This is a genomic window from Schaalia sp., from assembly GCF_050312375.1.
Classification (GTDB): domain Bacteria; phylum Actinomycetota; class Actinomycetes; order Actinomycetales; family Actinomycetaceae; genus Pauljensenia; species Pauljensenia hyovaginalis.
The window spans coordinates 1-13491 of record NZ_JBNOYB010000032.1; the positions used below are offsets into that span (position 1 = coordinate 1).

The following is a 13491-nucleotide window of genomic DNA, read 5'->3' on the forward strand; positions in this document are numbered from 1 at the left end:
GCGCAATGCGCTCCGCCCCCCGAGTTCCGTCACGGCATCCGGCCCGAGCAATCAGTCCAGACTGATCGGAGTGATCCCGTAGGGCGCGAGCCCGGCCGCACCCGCGTCCGCAGCGGTCAACACCGATACCCCGTCCGGCAGGATCGCGATCGAATGCTCCCACTGCGCCGCATCCGAGCCGTCCTCGGTCCGCACCGTCCACTCATCGTCCTCGGTGAAGGTCTCGATCGAACCCGTCGTCAGCATCGGCTCCACCGCCAGCGCCATGCCCGGCTTCAACCGCGGCGAAATACCACGGGCGTTGAAGTTCAGAACCTCCGGCTCCTGGTGCATCGCCGTGCCGATGCCGTGGCCCGTGTACTCCTCGATGATGCCGGCCTCCCAGCCGAAGTCGAGGGCGCGAGCCGCCACGACCTCCTCGACGGCTGCGCCGACCGCGCTCACGCGCTTCCCGCGGGCGATACCCGCCAGAGCCGCCCACAGCGCCTCGCGCGTCACCGCATCGAGTTCACGCCGCTTGCGGAGCACCTCCTCGGACACACCCGCAGGGGCCGGGCCGCTCGCCCTCGTCCCCGAAGCGAAATCCGCATCCGAGATGAAAGGATCCCCGACCACCATGGTGAAGGCCGCATCCCCGTGCCACTGGCGCCCGGCCTGCCCGACCCAGGCACCGCAGTCGAAGCTCACGATGTCGCCGGCCTCCAGGCGCTGCGAACCGGGAATCCCGTGGACGAGCACGTCGTTCACCGAAATGCACACCGTCGCCGGATACCCGAAGTAGTGGAGGAAGTTCGAGGTCGCACCGTTACGGCGGATCGCCTCGGCCGACACCTCATCGAGCTCCACCGTCGTCACACCCGGGCGCGCCGCGTCCCGCAGCGAGGCGTGGATGTCCGCGACGACCAGACCGGCGCGCCGCATCCAGCGGAGCTGCTCGATCGTCTTGAGCTCGATACGGGCCACGTCAGCGGCCTTCCAAACGGTCGAGAACCGCGAAGATGCGGGCGGTCACCTCATCGATCGAACCGGTCCCGTCGACGACCTCCAGGAGGTCGTGGTCGGCGTAGAACGCGGCGACCGGCTCGGTCTGCTGGTGATACACCTCAAGACGGTGGCGCATCACGGGCTCCGTGTCATCGGCACGGTGCTGCTCCTCGGCGCGCTTGAGCATGCGGGCCACGACCTCGTCCTCGTCAACCTCGATCTCGAGGACCAGGTCGACGGACTGCCCGAGGTCCTCGCACATCGACGCGAGGACGCGCGCCTGCTCGACATTGCGGGGGTAGCCGTCCAGGAGGAAGCCCCCCGCGGCATCCGGAGCCGACAGACGGGCCTGGACCATCGCGTTCGTCACCGAATCGGGGACGAACTCGCCCCGATCCATGTACGCCTTCGCCTGCAGGCCGATCTCAGTGCCCTCAGCCATGTTGGTCCGGAAGATCTCACCGGTCGAAATCGCCGGGATGCCCAGCCGCTCCGCGATGCGGGCGGCCTGCGTGCCCTTACCGGCCCCCGGAGGGCCGAGGAGAATGACGGACGTCATCGGAGGAATCCTTCGTAGTGATGCTGCTGGAGCTGAGTGTTGATCTCCTTGACCGTCTGAAGGCCGACGCCCACGACGATGAGGAGCGTGGTACCGCCGAAGGGCATCTGACCCGGCGAGAGCTTCAAGGGGATGATGAGGAGCGACGGCAGGAGGGCGATCACCACGAGGTAGAGCGAGCCAGCAGTCGTCAGACGGTTGATCACGTAGGCCAGGAACTCGGCGGTCGGGCGTCCGGCGCGGTAACCGGGGATGAAGCCGCCGTAGCGCTTCATGTTGTCCGCCGTCTCCTCCGGGTTGAAGGTGATCGACGTGTAGAAGAAGGCGAAGAAGAGGATGAACAGCGCGTAGAGCGTCAGGTAGACCCCAGAGTTCTGGTGGAAGTTCGCCGAAATCCACTGCACCCAGCCGTCGGTGGGCTGGCCGAACTGCGCCACCATCATCGGCAGCGCGAGGATCGAGGAGGCGAAGATGACGGGGATGACGCCCGACATGTTGATCTTCAAGGGGATGTACGTGGTCGTCCCGCCATACTGGCGGCGGCCGACCATGCGCTTCGCGTACTGCACGGGAATGCGCCGCTGGGCCTGCTCGATGTAGACGACCGCGAGCGTGACCGCGAGGAGCAGAAGGAGGATCGCGAGGACCGAGCCCCACTTGCCCGCCTGGCCGATGGCGATCATCTGGGAGGGGAGGCGGGCGGCGATCGAGGTGAAGATGAGGAGCGACATGCCGTTGCCGATGCCGCGCTCGGTCACGAGCTCGCCGAGCCACATGACGACGCCCGTACCCGCCATCATGACGATCACCATGATGAGGAACATGATCGCCGACTCATCGGCGATGATCTTGGCGTTGCAGCCGGAGAACATGCGGCCCGTGCGGGCCAGGGTGATCGTGGTCGTCGCCTGGAGGACGCCGAGGAAGATCGTGAGGTAGCGCGTGTACTGCGTGAGCTTCGCCTGACCGGTCTGCCCCTCCTTGTGGAGGTCGTCGAATCGGGGGATCACCACGCGCAGCAGCTGGATGATGATCGACGCGGTGATGTAAGGCATGATGCCGAGCGCGAAGATCGACAGCTGGAGGAGTGCGCCGCCGGAGAAGAGGTTGACGAGGTCGAGGAGGTTCGCCTCGGACTGCTGGGCGAGACATGTCTGGATCGCCTGCGAGTCGACACCCGGTGTCGGGATGTACGAGCCGAGGCGGAACATCGCCATGATGAACAGCGTGAACAGCAGCTTGCGGCGCAGGTCGGGCGTGCGGAACGCCTGGGCGAATGCACTGAGCAAGGCTTCCTCCTACTGGTGACGGGCATGCCGGGGGCGCAGCTCCGGCGACCGTGCCAGCCTACCCCAGGTTTCAGGGGGCTTCGCGCACGGTCGTGTCGTGAACGGGACCCGAGGGGGTCCCGAAGGGGATCAGTGACGAGAAACGGGGGCGGCCCGGAGTCCGGGCCGCCCCCGATCGCACGTCAGCGGGCGGTGATGGTTCCGCCGGCCGCGGTGATCTTCTCGGCGGCGGAGGCGGACCAGGAGTCCACCTCGACCTCGAGCTTCACCGACAGTTCGCCGGAGCCGAGCACCTTGACGGGCGCGCCGTCGCGGACGGCGTGCTTCGCGACGAGATCCTCGACCGTCACCTTGCCGCCCTCGGGGAAGAGCTCCCCGAGCTTGGCGACGTTGACGACCTGGTATTCGACGCGGAAGGGATTCTTGAAGCCGCGGAGCTTCGGCAGGCGCATGTGGATCGGCATCTGGCCGCCCTCGAAACCTGCGGACACCTGGTAGCGGGCCTTCGTGCCCTTGGTGCCACGTCCCGCGGTCTTACCCTTGGAGCCCTCACCGCGACCCACGCGGGTCTTCGCGGTCTTGGCGCCGGGGGCCGGCCGCAGGTGGTGCAGCTTGACGATCTGCACCTTCTCCTGCGAGGCGTTCTTCGAGTCCGCCATGGTCAGTCGACCTCCTCAACGGTGACCAGGTGACGCACCGTGCGCACCGCACCGCGGACGGTGTCGATGTCTTCACGGACGACGGACTGGCCGATCTTGCGCAGCCCGAGGGTGCGCAGGGTGTCCTTCATGTTCTGCTTGGCGCCGATCGTGGACTTGATCTGCGTGATCTTGATCTTCGCCATCACTCATTCACCCCCGCGGAGGCCTTGTCGGCCTCGGCCTTCTCAGCAGCGGCGCGCTTCTCGGCTTCGCCCTCCGCGCGAGCGCGGAGCATCGAGGCCGGGGCGACGCGCTCGAGCGGGAGGCCGCGGCGTGCCGCGACGGCCTCGGGCTGCTCGAGCTGCTTGAGCGCGTCGATCGTCGCGTGGACGATGTTGATCGCGTTGTCGGAGCCGAGGGACTTGGTGAGCACGTCGTGCACACCGGCGGCCTCGAGCACGGCGCGGACCGGACCGCCGGCGATAACGCCGGTTCCCGGGGCGGCCGGGCGGAGCAGCACGACGCCGGCGGCGTCGCGGCCCTGCACGAGGTGCGTGATGGTGCGGCGGATCATCGGGACGCGAACGAAGTTCTTCTTCGCCTCTTCGACGCCCTTGGAAATGGCCTGGGGAACTTCCTTGGCCTTTCCGTAGCCGACACCGACGGTGCCGTCGCCATCGCCCACGACGACCAGGGCGGTGAAGGAGAAACGGCGTCCGCCCTTCACGACCTTGGAGACGCGGTTGATGGTGACAACGCGCTCGATGTACTCGTTCTTGTCATTGCCGCGACGGTTGTCGCGGTCGTTGCCGCGGCCATTGCGGCGGTCGCGACGCTCGCCGTCGCCGGAACGCTCAGAGCCTTCCTGACCGTTCCTGGTTCGCTGCGGTGCAGCCATCAGTTGATCTCTCTTTCCTTGGATCCGGTCACAGCTCGAGGCCGGCCTCGCGGGCGGCTTCGGCGACGGCCGCAACGCGGCCGTGGTACTTGTTGCCACCACGGTCGAAGACGACGGCGCTCACGCCGGCCTCCTTCGCGCGCTCGGCGACGAGGGCGCCGACCTTGCGGGCCTTGTCGGTCTTGGTGCCTTCCTCGTTGAGGAGGGCGGTCTCCATATCCGAAGCGGACACGAGAGTCCGACCGACGGTGTCGTCGATGACCTGGGCGACGATGTGACGGTTCGAACGGGTGACGACGAGACGGGGGCGCTCGGGCGTGCCGTTGACCTTCTTGCGCAGGCGGATGTGACGACGCTTGCGAGCGACGAACTTGCCCTTGCCCTTGACGGTGTAAGCCATCACTTACCAGCCTTTCCGACCTTGCGACGGATCGTTTCACCCACGTAGTGGATGCCCTTGCCCTTGTAGGGCTCGGGCTTCTTCAGCTTGCGGATGCGAGCGGCCGTTTCGCCGACGAGCTGCTTGTCGATGCCGTGGACCGTGAACTTGGTCTGGGACTCGACGGTGAACTCGATGCCCTCGGGGGCGGCGACGGGAACGGTGTGGGAGAAGCCGAGCGAGAACTCGAGGTTCTTGCCCTTCGCGACCACGCGGTAACCGGTGCCGGTGATCTCGAGTTCCTTCTTGTAGCCCTCGGTCACGCCGACGATCATGTTCGCGATGAGCGTGCGGGTGAGCCCGTGGAGCGAACGCGAGACGCGCTCGTCGTCGGGGCGGGTGACCAGGATCTGCCCGTCTTCGATCGCGACCGAGATCGGAGCGGCGACGGTGTGCGTGAGTTCGCCCTTCTTGCCCTTGACGGTGACGTCGGCGCCATTGATGGCGACGTCGACTCCGGCGGGGATGGCGATGGGGGTCTTACCGATTCGCGACATTGTGAAGCCTCCTCATCACCAGACGTAGGCGAGGACTTCCCCGCCCACGCCCTTGTCGGCCGCCTGACGGTCGGTGAGCAGGCCGGAGGACGTGGACAGGATCGCCACGCCGAGGCCGCCGCGGACCTTGGGCAGGTTGGTGGACTTGGCGTACACGCGCAGACCGGGCTTGGACACGCGCTGCAGCCCCTGAATCGCGGCCTCGCGGTGCGAGCCGTACTTCAGGTTCAGGGTGAGGGTCTTGCCCACGCGGGCATCCTCAACGGACGTCGAGGCGATGTAGCCCTCTTCGACCAGGATGTTGGCGATCGCGTTCTTCAGCTTCGAGTACGGCATGGAGACCGAATCGTGGTGAGCGCGGTTCGCATTGCGCAGACGTGTGAGCATGTCTGCGATCGGGTCTGTCATTGTCATTGGGGATTCTCCCCTTCCTCGTCGCGGTTTCTCCGGCGCACCGGGACCTGCGACGTCAGATTCTTACCAGCTGCTCTTGGTGACACCGGGGAGTTCGCCGCGAAGGGCGAGCTCGCGCAGGCACACGCGGCACAGTCCGAACTTGCGGTACACGGAGTGCGGACGACCGCAGCGGTTGCACCGGGTGTAGGCGCGGACGCCGAACTTCGGCTTGCGCGCGGCCTTGATCTTCAGGGACGTCTTGGCCATGTGTCAGTCCTCCTTGAACGGGAAGCCGAGGTGACGCAGGAGGGCGCGGCCCTCTTCGTCGGTCGCGGCCGAGGTGACGACCGTGATGTCCATGCCGCGAACGCGGTCGATGGAGTCCTGATCGATCTCGTGGAACATCGACTGCTCGGTGAGACCGAAGGTGTAGTTGCCGTGTCCGTCGAACTGCTTCGCCGAGAGGCCGCGGAAGTCGCGGATTCGGGGAAGGGCGGTCGAGAGGAGACGATCGAGGAACTCCCACATGCGGTCGCCGCGCAGCGTGACGTGAGCGCCGATCGCCTGGCCCTCGCGGAGCTTGAACTGCGCGATGGACTTCTTGGCCCTGGTGGTCACGGGCTTCTGGCCGGTGATGAGGGTGAGGTCGCGGACGGCGCCCTCGAGAGCCTTCGAGTCGCGAGCCGCCTCGCCGACGCCCATGTTGACGACGATCTTGGTGAGGCCGCCGACCTGCATGATGTTCTCGTGCTTGAACTCGGCGCGGAGGGCGTCGCGGATCTCCGAGACGTACTTTTCCTTGAGACGCGGGGCCATGCTCAGATCTCCTTGCCCTGCTCGATGCCGCGCTTGGCGCCGCCGCGGGTCACGCGGACCCGGACGGTACGGGTGCGGCCATCGCGCTCGACGGTGTCCTCGCGGAATCCGACGCGAACGCGCTTCTTGGTGTCGGGGTCGACCAGGGCGACCTTGGCGAGGGAGATCGGGGCTTCGATCGTCTCGATGCCGCCGGCCTGGCCCTGCTGGCCCTGGCGAAGGTGACGGGTCTTGAGGTTGATGCCCTCGACGAGGACCTTGCCCTCGGCGGGGAAGACCTTGATGACGCGTCCCTGCTTGCCCTTGTCGCCCGGCTTGAGGGGCTCGAGGCCCTCGGCGGCGCGACGGGCGTTGCGCTTGGCGAGCTTCTTCTCGTCGGACGAACGGCCGCGCACGACCTCGACGAGGTCGCCCTTACGGATCTTGGCTGCCATCAGATCACCTCCGGCGCGAGGGACACGATCTTCATGAACTTCTTGTCGCGCAGTTCACGGCCGACCGGGCCGAAGATGCGCGTGCCACGCGGTTCGCCGTTCGAGTTGATGATGACGGCCGCGTTCTCATCGAAGCGGATGTAGGAGCCGTCGGGGCGACGGGTCTCCTTGCGGGTGCGGACGACGACCGCCTTGACGACGTCGCCCTTCTTGACGGTGCCACCGGGGATGGCGTCCTTGACGGTGGCGACGATCGTGTCGCCGATTCCCGCGTAGCGGCGCGCGGAGCCGCCGAGCACACGAATGGTGAGAATCTCCTTCGCACCCGTGTTGTCGGCGACCTTGAGTCGCGACTCCTGCTGGATCATTTTCTATTGACTCCTGTCGTCGAGCAGGTTCTCTTGGGAGCATTACTTCCCGCGAGCCTTGCCGAACGTGCATTGACCGTTGCGCATCGAGAGCCGACAACAGCGCGAACGCACCACAGGGTCGTGATGTTGCTCGCTCGCACTATCGACGAGGGTGCACTGCACCCGCGTCACGCAACTGTTCAAGCCTACCCTCATCCGCGCCGAGGGCGAAACCGTCTTTTCGGTGATCTGCCCCATGAAACGAGCCCGGAACGGGCGAGGGCGGATTCCCGAGGGGCCGTGCTCACCGCGCGCCCGCCGCTCTCCGCAGCGCCTCTCCTGGGCGCCTTCCGGGGCCTATTCGGGCAAGCCGCACTCCGGAGCTCTTCAGCTCCGCGTGAAAAAGGGTCCGGCCCCTCCGAAGAGGGGCCGGACCGGAGCTGAACCCGAAGGATCACTCGTCTCGGGGAAGGGTCACTTCGCCTTCTCGAGGATCTCCACGACGCGCCAGCGCTTGGTCGCCGAGAGCGGCCTCGTCTCCATGATGACAACGAGGTCGCCGATGCCGCACTCGTTGTTCTCGTCGTGGACCTTGACCTTCTTGTTCTTGCGCATGACCTTGCCGTAGAGGGCGTGCTTCACGCGGTCCTCGATCTGAACGACGACGGTCTTGTCCATCTTGTCGCTCACAACGTAGCCGCGGCGGACCTTACGGTCGTTGCGCTCGGTCGATTCTGCCATGTCACTCACTCCTCGGTGCTCGGGGCGGTGCGGTAGCCGAGCTCCCGCTCACGCGCGATCGTGTAGATCCGGGCGATGTCGCGGCGCACGGTCTTCATGCGGCCGTGATCCTCGAGCGAGCCGACCGCCTGCGCGAAACGCAGGTTGAAGAGTTCGGCCTTGGCCTTCTCGAGTTCCTTGGACAGCTGGGCGTCGTCCATGGCATCGAGGTCGGAGGTGGTCAGACCCTTTTCCGCCATCAGATGTCACCACCCTCTCGGACCACGAAACGGGTCTTCATCGGAAGCTTGTGCTGGGCGCGGCGCATGGCCTCGCGGGCGAGGGCCTCGTCGACGCCGCCCAGCTCGAACAGGATGCGGCCCGGCTTGACGGGGGCGACCCACCACTCCGGGGAGCCCTTACCGGAACCCATTCGGGTTTCGGCGGGCTTCTTCGTGAGCGGACGGTCCGGGAAGATGTTGATCCACACCTTGCCGCCACGCTTGATGTGACGCGTCATCGCGATACGTGCCGCCTCGATCTGACGGTTGGTCACGTACGCGCCGGTCAGCGCCTGGATGCCGTACTCGCCGAAGGCGAGCTCGGTGCCGCCGGTGGCGTTACCGGTACGGTGCGGGCGGTGCTGACGGCGCCACTTGGTACGACGGGGAATGAGCATGGGGCTCAGGCCTCCGTTCCGTTTTCAGTAGCGGCGGGCGCGGCCTCGACGGGCGCCTGCTGCTGAGCGGTCTCCTGGTTCGGGCGTCCGCCGCGGCGCGGGCCGCGACGATCACCGCGGCGTCCACCGCGGTTGGCCTGCTCGGCCTGCTGACGAGCGAACTCGCGCTCGGTCAGATCGCCCTTGTAGATCCACACCTTGACGCCGATGCGACCGAAGGTCGTGCGCGCCTCGTGGAATCCGTAATCGATGTTGGCGCGGAGGGTGTGCAGCGGCACGCGACCCTCGCGGTAGAACTCCGAGCGGCTCATTTCGGCGCCGCCGAGGCGGCCCGACACCTGCACGCGGATGCCCTTGGCGCCGGCGCGCTGCGCGGACTGGATGCCCTTGCGCATGGCGCGGCGGAAGGAAACGCGGGCCGCGAGCTGCTCTGCGATGCCCTGAGCGACCAGCTGCGCATCCATGTCGGGGTTCTTCACCTCGAGGATGTTGAGCTGGACCTGCTTGCCGGTGAGCTTCTCGAGATCCTGGCGAAGGCGATCGGCCTCGGCGCCGCGGCGGCCGATGACGATGCCCGGGCGAGCGGTGTGGAGGTCGACGCGCACGCGGTCACGGGTGCGCTCGATATCGACCTTCGAGATGCCCGCGCGCTCGAGGTTCTCGGTGAGGTTCTTGCGGATGGCGACGTCCTCGGCGACGTAGTCGGCGTAGCGCTGACCCTTCGTCGTGGAATCGGAGAACCAGCGGGACCGGTGATCGGTGGTGATTCCCAGGCGGAACCCGGTGGGGTTGACCTTCTGGCCCATATCAGCGGTCTCCCTTCTTCTTGTCTTCCTTGGTGCCGACCACGAGCGTGATGTGGCTCGTGCGCTTGAGGATGCGTCCTGCGCGGCCCTGAGCGCGCGGACGGAAGCGCTTCATGGTCGGTCCCTCATCGACGAAAGCTTCAATGATCTGAAGCTCCGCCTCGTTGAAGGTCTCGCCGGCGGCTTCCGCCTTGACCTTCGAGTTGGCGACGGCGCTGAGGAGCACCTTGCGGACATCGGTGGCGACGGCCTGAGGGGCGAACCTCAGGATGTCGGCGGCCTCCAGGACGGCCTTGCCACGAACTTCGTTCACGACGCGGCGGGCCTTCTGGGGCGTGACGCGGACATAACGCGCCTGCGCCTTGGCTTCCATGTATCTGCCTCTTCTTCCCAGGGCCGGCTCAGCGCCGGCGTCCCTTACGATCGTCCTTGTCGTGGCTGCGGAAGGTGCGCGTGGGAGCGAACTCTCCGAGCTTGTGGCCCACCATCGATTCGGTGACGAAGACGGGGACGTGCTTGCGACCGTCGTGGACCGCGAAGGTCAGGCCCAGGAAATCCGGGGTGATGACCGAACGGCGCGACCAGGTCTTGATGACGTTCTTCGAGCCGGATTCGTTCGCGGCGTCGACCTTCTTGAGCAGGTGGTCGTCGACGAACGGGCCCTTCTTCAAACTGCGCGGCATGGTTATCGACTCCTACTCAGCGGTTCTTGCCGGTCTTGCGACGGCGAACGATCAGGCGATCGCTGTCCTTGTTCGGACGGCGGGTGCGCCCCTCGGGCTTGCCCCACGGGCTGACCGGGTGACGGCCGCCGGAGGTGCGGCCTTCACCACCGCCGTGCGGGTGATCGACCGGGTTCATGACGACGCCGCGGACGTGCGGGCGCTTGCCCTTCCAGCGCATGCGGCCGGCCTTGCCCCAGTTGATGTTCGACTGCTCGGCGTTGCCGACCTCGCCGACCGTCGCGCGGCAGGTGATCTCGACGTTGCGGATCTCACCGGAGGGCATGCGCAGCTGCGCGAAACGGCCTTCCTTGGCGACGAGCTGAACGGACGAACCCGCGGAGCGGGCGATCTTGGCGCCGCCGCCCGGCTTGAGCTCGACCGCGTGGATCACGGTGCCGAGGGGGATGTTGCGCAGCGGCAGGTTGTTGCCGGGCTTGATGTCGGCCGCGGGGCCTGCCTCGACGCGGTCGCCCTGGTTGAGCTTCGCCGGGGCGAGGATGTAGCGCTTCTCGCCGTCCGCGTAGTGCAGGAGGGCGATGCGGGCGGTGCGGTTCGGGTCGTACTCGATGTGAGCGACGACCGCGGGCACGCCGTCCTTGTCATGGCGACGGAAGTCGATGACGCGGTACTGGCGCTTGTGGCCGCCACCGCGGTGACGCGAGGTCACTCGACCGTTGGAGTTGCGACCGCCGGTCTTGTGCAGCGGACGGAGCAGCGACTTCTCGGGCGTGGAGCGGGTGATCTCGACGAAGTCGGAGACCGAGGCGCCGCGACGACCCGGAGTCGTGGGCTTGTACTTGCGGATTCCCATGTTTGTCCTCTACCTCTCCGGTTCTCAGGCCTGATCGCCGAAGATGTCGATGGCGCCCTCGCGCAGGGTGACGATCGCTCGCTTCACGTCCTTGCGCTTGCCCTGACCCGTGCGGGTCCGGTAGGTCTTGCCCTTACGGTTCTGAGTCGCGACCTGGCCGACCTTGACGCCGAAGATCGCTTCGATGGCGATCTTGATCTCGGTCTTGTTGGCGCGCGGGTCGACCTCGAAGGTGTACTTGCCCTCATCCATGAGGATGGAGGACTTCTCGGTGACGACCGGCTTGAGAATGATGTCGCGAGGATTCTTGCTCGCTTCGAGGGTGCTCACTTGGTCTCCTCCTTGGTGCCGAGGAAGGACTCGAGGGCGGCCTGCGTGAACACGATGTCATCGGCGTCGAGGACGTCGTAGGTGTTCAGCTGATCGGCCCAGAGCACGTGAACCTCGGGGACGTTGCGAAGGGAGAGGGCGGTGACCTCGTCCCCGCGCTCGAGGACGACGAGGGCCTGACGGTCCTCGACGAGCTTGCGCAGCGCGGCGAGGGCGACCTTCGTCTTCGGGGTCTCGGCCTCGATGAGGGCCGTGACGACGTGGATGCGGCCGGCGCGCGCACGGTCGGACAGAGCCGAGCGGAGTGCGCCCTGCTTCATCTTCTTGGGGGTGCGCTGATCGTAGTCGCGGGGCTGCGGGCCGTGGACGATGCCGCCGCCGGTGAAGTGCGGGGCGCGGATCGAGCCCTGACGGGCGTTGCCCGTGCCCTTCTGGCGGAAGGGCTTCTTGCCGCCGCCGGAGACCTGGCCGCGCGTCTTGGTCGCGTGCGTGCCCTGGCGGGCGGCAGCGAGCTGAGCGACGACGACCTGGTGCATCAGCGGAATGTTGGTCGGAACGTCGAAGATCTCGGCGGGAAGGTCCACGGAAGCGGCCTTCTTGCCCGAAAGATCGAGGACGTCGAGGGTCTGAACGTCAGACATTTCACGCACCCTTCACGGACGAGCGAACCAGGACCACGCCGTTCTTCGGACCGGGGATGGCGCCGCTGATGAGCAGCAGGCCCTTCTCGGTGTCGACGGCCTGGACCTTGAGGTTCTGGACGGTACGGCGGACACCACCCATGCGGCCTGCCATGCGCAGGCCCTTGAAGATGCGTCCGGGGGTCGCGCAGGCGCCGATCGAACCGGGCTTGCGGTGGTTGCGGTGCGCGCCGTGGGAGGCGGAGACGCCGGCGAAGCCGTGACGCTTCATGACGCCCGCGAAGCCCTTGCCCTTGGTGTTGCCGGAAACGTCGACGGACTCGCCCGCTTCGAAGGTGGCGGCGTCGAGTTCCTGGCCGAGCTCATAGGAGTCGGCGGCGGAGGTGCGGATCTCGGCGAGGTGGCGGCGGGGCTCGACACCGGCCTTGGCGAAGTGACCGGCCATCGGCTTGGTCACCTTGCGGGCGGGGAGCTCGCCGAAGCCGAGCTGGACGGCGCTGTAGCCGTCGACGTCCTCGGTGCGAACCTGCGTGACGACGTTGGTGTCGACCTGAACGACAGTGAGGGGCACGAGGCGGCCGTCGGCGTCCCAGACCTGGGTCATGCCGAGCTTGCGGCCGAGCAGCGCCTTCACGGGCGCGTGCTGCGTGTTGTCAGTAGTCATTGCAGATGTCCTCAGAGCTTGATCTCGATGTTGACGTCCGCGGGCAGGTCGAGGCGCATGAGCGAGTCGACGGCCTTCGGGGTCGGGTCGATGATGTCGATGAGCCGCTTGTGGGTGCGCATCTCGAAGTGCTCGCGGCTGTCCTTGTACTTGTGGGGCGACCGAATGACGACGAACACGTTCTTTTCGGTCGGCAGCGGCACCGGGCCCACCACGGTGGCGCCCGCTCGCTGCACGGTGTCCACGATCTTGCGCGCGGAGCTGTCGATGACCTCGTGGTCATACGACTTCAGCCGGATGCGGATCTTCTGTCCCGCCATGCCGTCTTACCTCTTCTCGTACAGATTCGTCACCGGTCCCCGCACTCGGGCGTGTCGCCTTATCGGCGGCACTCGTGCGCGGTTTCCCCCTGGATCGGGGGCGGACCGTTGTCTTGTCCAAAGATCTCGGGCGTGATGCCCGGTTCGCAGAAGCCCTGCGAAACCGCCCCGCGCGGATCGCGAGGCAACCGTTCCAGTCTGTCAGATCCGCTTCGCCCGCGGCAAGTTCGCAGCCCGCCGCCGACGTGTGAATCCTCCGACATCGTGCGGAAGATCGATTCCGCTCATCGATCCGAACGGCCGGACGAGGGGCCCGAGCCGCGCCTTCGATGAGCGCCGGGAAACGAGTGTACCCGCACTCGGGCGTGTCGTCCAAGACGGTGTGCATCACACCTGAGTCCGAAGGGTCGGCCGAGGGCCTCCGCCGGCGTTCGAGGCCCGGCGTCTCAGGGCCCCGGATACGAATGGGGGCGGCGGACTCGAGGAGTAGTG

Annotated in this window: 24 protein-coding genes; all 24 read right to left on the reverse strand. The window is 66.8% G+C overall.

The window, feature by feature from the left end:
- Positions 1 to 51: 51 nt before the first annotated feature.
- Positions 52 to 963, reverse strand: a complete 912-nt coding sequence (locus ACQY7V_RS02295; RefSeq protein WP_428638712.1) for a type I methionyl aminopeptidase — start codon at positions 961 to 963, stop codon at positions 52 to 54.
- A 1-nt stretch (position 964) separates the two neighbouring features.
- Positions 965 to 1543: an adenylate kinase gene (locus tag ACQY7V_RS02300; RefSeq protein ID WP_154476238.1), complete on the reverse strand. Its 579-nt coding sequence runs from the start codon at positions 1541 to 1543 to the stop codon at positions 965 to 967.
- The gene (gene secY / locus ACQY7V_RS02305) at positions 1540 to 2832 is read right to left on the reverse strand and encodes a preprotein translocase subunit SecY (protein WP_154476236.1); all 1293 of its coding nucleotides are present in this window, start codon (positions 2830 to 2832) and stop codon (positions 1540 to 1542) included. The genes ACQY7V_RS02300 and secY overlap by 4 nt, the downstream gene beginning before the upstream one ends.
- Positions 2833 to 3014: 182 nt before the next feature.
- Complete coding sequence (rplO, locus tag ACQY7V_RS02310; RefSeq protein WP_154476234.1) at positions 3015 to 3491, reverse strand: 50S ribosomal protein L15; 477 nt, start codon at positions 3489 to 3491, stop codon at positions 3015 to 3017.
- A 2-nt stretch (positions 3492 to 3493) separates the two neighbouring features.
- Positions 3494 to 3676: a 50S ribosomal protein L30 gene (gene rpmD, locus ACQY7V_RS02315; protein WP_154476232.1), complete on the reverse strand. Its 183-nt coding sequence runs from the start codon at positions 3674 to 3676 to the stop codon at positions 3494 to 3496.
- Positions 3676 to 4371 (reverse strand): 30S ribosomal protein S5, encoded by a 696-nt coding sequence (rpsE, locus tag ACQY7V_RS02320; RefSeq protein ID WP_154476230.1) that lies wholly within the window; start codon positions 4369 to 4371, stop codon positions 3676 to 3678. The genes rpmD and rpsE overlap by 1 nt, the downstream gene beginning before the upstream one ends.
- Before the next feature lie 28 nt (positions 4372 to 4399).
- Positions 4400 to 4771, reverse strand: coding sequence for a 50S ribosomal protein L18 (gene rplR, locus ACQY7V_RS02325; protein ID WP_154476228.1), 372 nt, complete (start codon positions 4769 to 4771; stop codon positions 4400 to 4402).
- Positions 4771 to 5307, reverse strand: a complete 537-nt coding sequence (rplF, locus tag ACQY7V_RS02330) for a 50S ribosomal protein L6 (RefSeq protein WP_154476226.1) — start codon at positions 5305 to 5307, stop codon at positions 4771 to 4773. Before rplF ends, rplR begins: the two co-directional genes overlap by 1 nt.
- Before the next feature lie 15 nt (positions 5308 to 5322).
- Positions 5323 to 5721: a 30S ribosomal protein S8 gene (gene rpsH, locus ACQY7V_RS02335; protein WP_154476224.1), complete on the reverse strand. Its 399-nt coding sequence runs from the start codon at positions 5719 to 5721 to the stop codon at positions 5323 to 5325.
- A 63-nt stretch (positions 5722 to 5784) separates the two neighbouring features.
- A complete protein-coding gene (locus ACQY7V_RS02340) occupies positions 5785 to 5970 on the reverse strand; it encodes a type Z 30S ribosomal protein S14 (protein WP_154476222.1) in 186 nt (61 codons plus the stop codon).
- A 3-nt stretch (positions 5971 to 5973) separates the two neighbouring features.
- Positions 5974 to 6519: a 50S ribosomal protein L5 gene (gene rplE, locus ACQY7V_RS02345; RefSeq protein WP_154476220.1), complete on the reverse strand. Its 546-nt coding sequence runs from the start codon at positions 6517 to 6519 to the stop codon at positions 5974 to 5976.
- 2 nt (positions 6520 to 6521) lie between these two features.
- Positions 6522 to 6953 (reverse strand): 50S ribosomal protein L24, encoded by a 432-nt coding sequence (gene rplX, locus ACQY7V_RS02350; RefSeq protein WP_184453726.1) that lies wholly within the window; start codon positions 6951 to 6953, stop codon positions 6522 to 6524.
- The gene (rplN, locus tag ACQY7V_RS02355; RefSeq protein ID WP_154476215.1) at positions 6953 to 7321 is read right to left on the reverse strand and encodes a 50S ribosomal protein L14; all 369 of its coding nucleotides are present in this window, start codon (positions 7319 to 7321) and stop codon (positions 6953 to 6955) included. The genes rplX and rplN overlap by 1 nt, the downstream gene beginning before the upstream one ends.
- Positions 7322 to 7777: 456 nt before the next feature.
- A complete protein-coding gene (gene rpsQ, locus ACQY7V_RS02360) occupies positions 7778 to 8044 on the reverse strand; it encodes a 30S ribosomal protein S17 (protein ID WP_154476213.1) in 267 nt (88 codons plus the stop codon).
- A gap of 5 nt (positions 8045 to 8049) precedes the next feature.
- A complete protein-coding gene (gene rpmC / locus ACQY7V_RS02365; RefSeq protein ID WP_154476211.1) occupies positions 8050 to 8283 on the reverse strand; it encodes a 50S ribosomal protein L29 in 234 nt (77 codons plus the stop codon).
- Complete coding sequence (rplP, locus tag ACQY7V_RS02370) at positions 8283 to 8702, reverse strand: 50S ribosomal protein L16 (protein WP_154476209.1); 420 nt, start codon at positions 8700 to 8702, stop codon at positions 8283 to 8285. The genes rpmC and rplP overlap by 1 nt, the downstream gene beginning before the upstream one ends.
- A gap of 5 nt (positions 8703 to 8707) precedes the next feature.
- Positions 8708 to 9508: a 30S ribosomal protein S3 gene (gene rpsC, locus ACQY7V_RS02375; protein ID WP_154476208.1), complete on the reverse strand. Its 801-nt coding sequence runs from the start codon at positions 9506 to 9508 to the stop codon at positions 8708 to 8710.
- Position 9509: 1 nt separating this feature from the next.
- The gene (rplV, locus tag ACQY7V_RS02380) at positions 9510 to 9881 is read right to left on the reverse strand and encodes a 50S ribosomal protein L22 (RefSeq protein WP_154476207.1); all 372 of its coding nucleotides are present in this window, start codon (positions 9879 to 9881) and stop codon (positions 9510 to 9512) included.
- Positions 9882 to 9909: 28 nt separating this feature from the next.
- Entirely contained in the window at positions 9910 to 10191 is a 282-nt protein-coding gene (gene rpsS, locus ACQY7V_RS02385; protein ID WP_005962242.1) for a 30S ribosomal protein S19, read from the reverse strand.
- Positions 10192 to 10207: 16 nt separating this feature from the next.
- Positions 10208 to 11044 (reverse strand): 50S ribosomal protein L2, encoded by an 837-nt coding sequence (gene rplB / locus ACQY7V_RS02390; protein WP_154476206.1) that lies wholly within the window; start codon positions 11042 to 11044, stop codon positions 10208 to 10210.
- Positions 11045 to 11068: 24 nt separating this feature from the next.
- Complete coding sequence (gene rplW, locus ACQY7V_RS02395; protein WP_184453732.1) at positions 11069 to 11374, reverse strand: 50S ribosomal protein L23; 306 nt, start codon at positions 11372 to 11374, stop codon at positions 11069 to 11071.
- Positions 11371 to 12015 carry a 50S ribosomal protein L4 gene (gene rplD, locus ACQY7V_RS02400; RefSeq protein ID WP_154476205.1) on the reverse strand — a complete coding sequence of 215 codons (645 nt, stop codon included), beginning with the start codon at positions 12013 to 12015 and terminating at the stop codon, positions 11371 to 11373. Before rplD ends, rplW begins: the two co-directional genes overlap by 4 nt.
- A gap of 1 nt (position 12016) precedes the next feature.
- Positions 12017 to 12679 (reverse strand): 50S ribosomal protein L3, encoded by a 663-nt coding sequence (rplC, locus tag ACQY7V_RS02405; RefSeq protein ID WP_154476204.1) that lies wholly within the window; start codon positions 12677 to 12679, stop codon positions 12017 to 12019.
- An 11-nt stretch (positions 12680 to 12690) separates the two neighbouring features.
- Positions 12691 to 12999, reverse strand: a complete 309-nt coding sequence (rpsJ, locus tag ACQY7V_RS02410; protein ID WP_003790631.1) for a 30S ribosomal protein S10 — start codon at positions 12997 to 12999, stop codon at positions 12691 to 12693.
- Positions 13000 to 13491 lie beyond the last annotated feature (492 nt).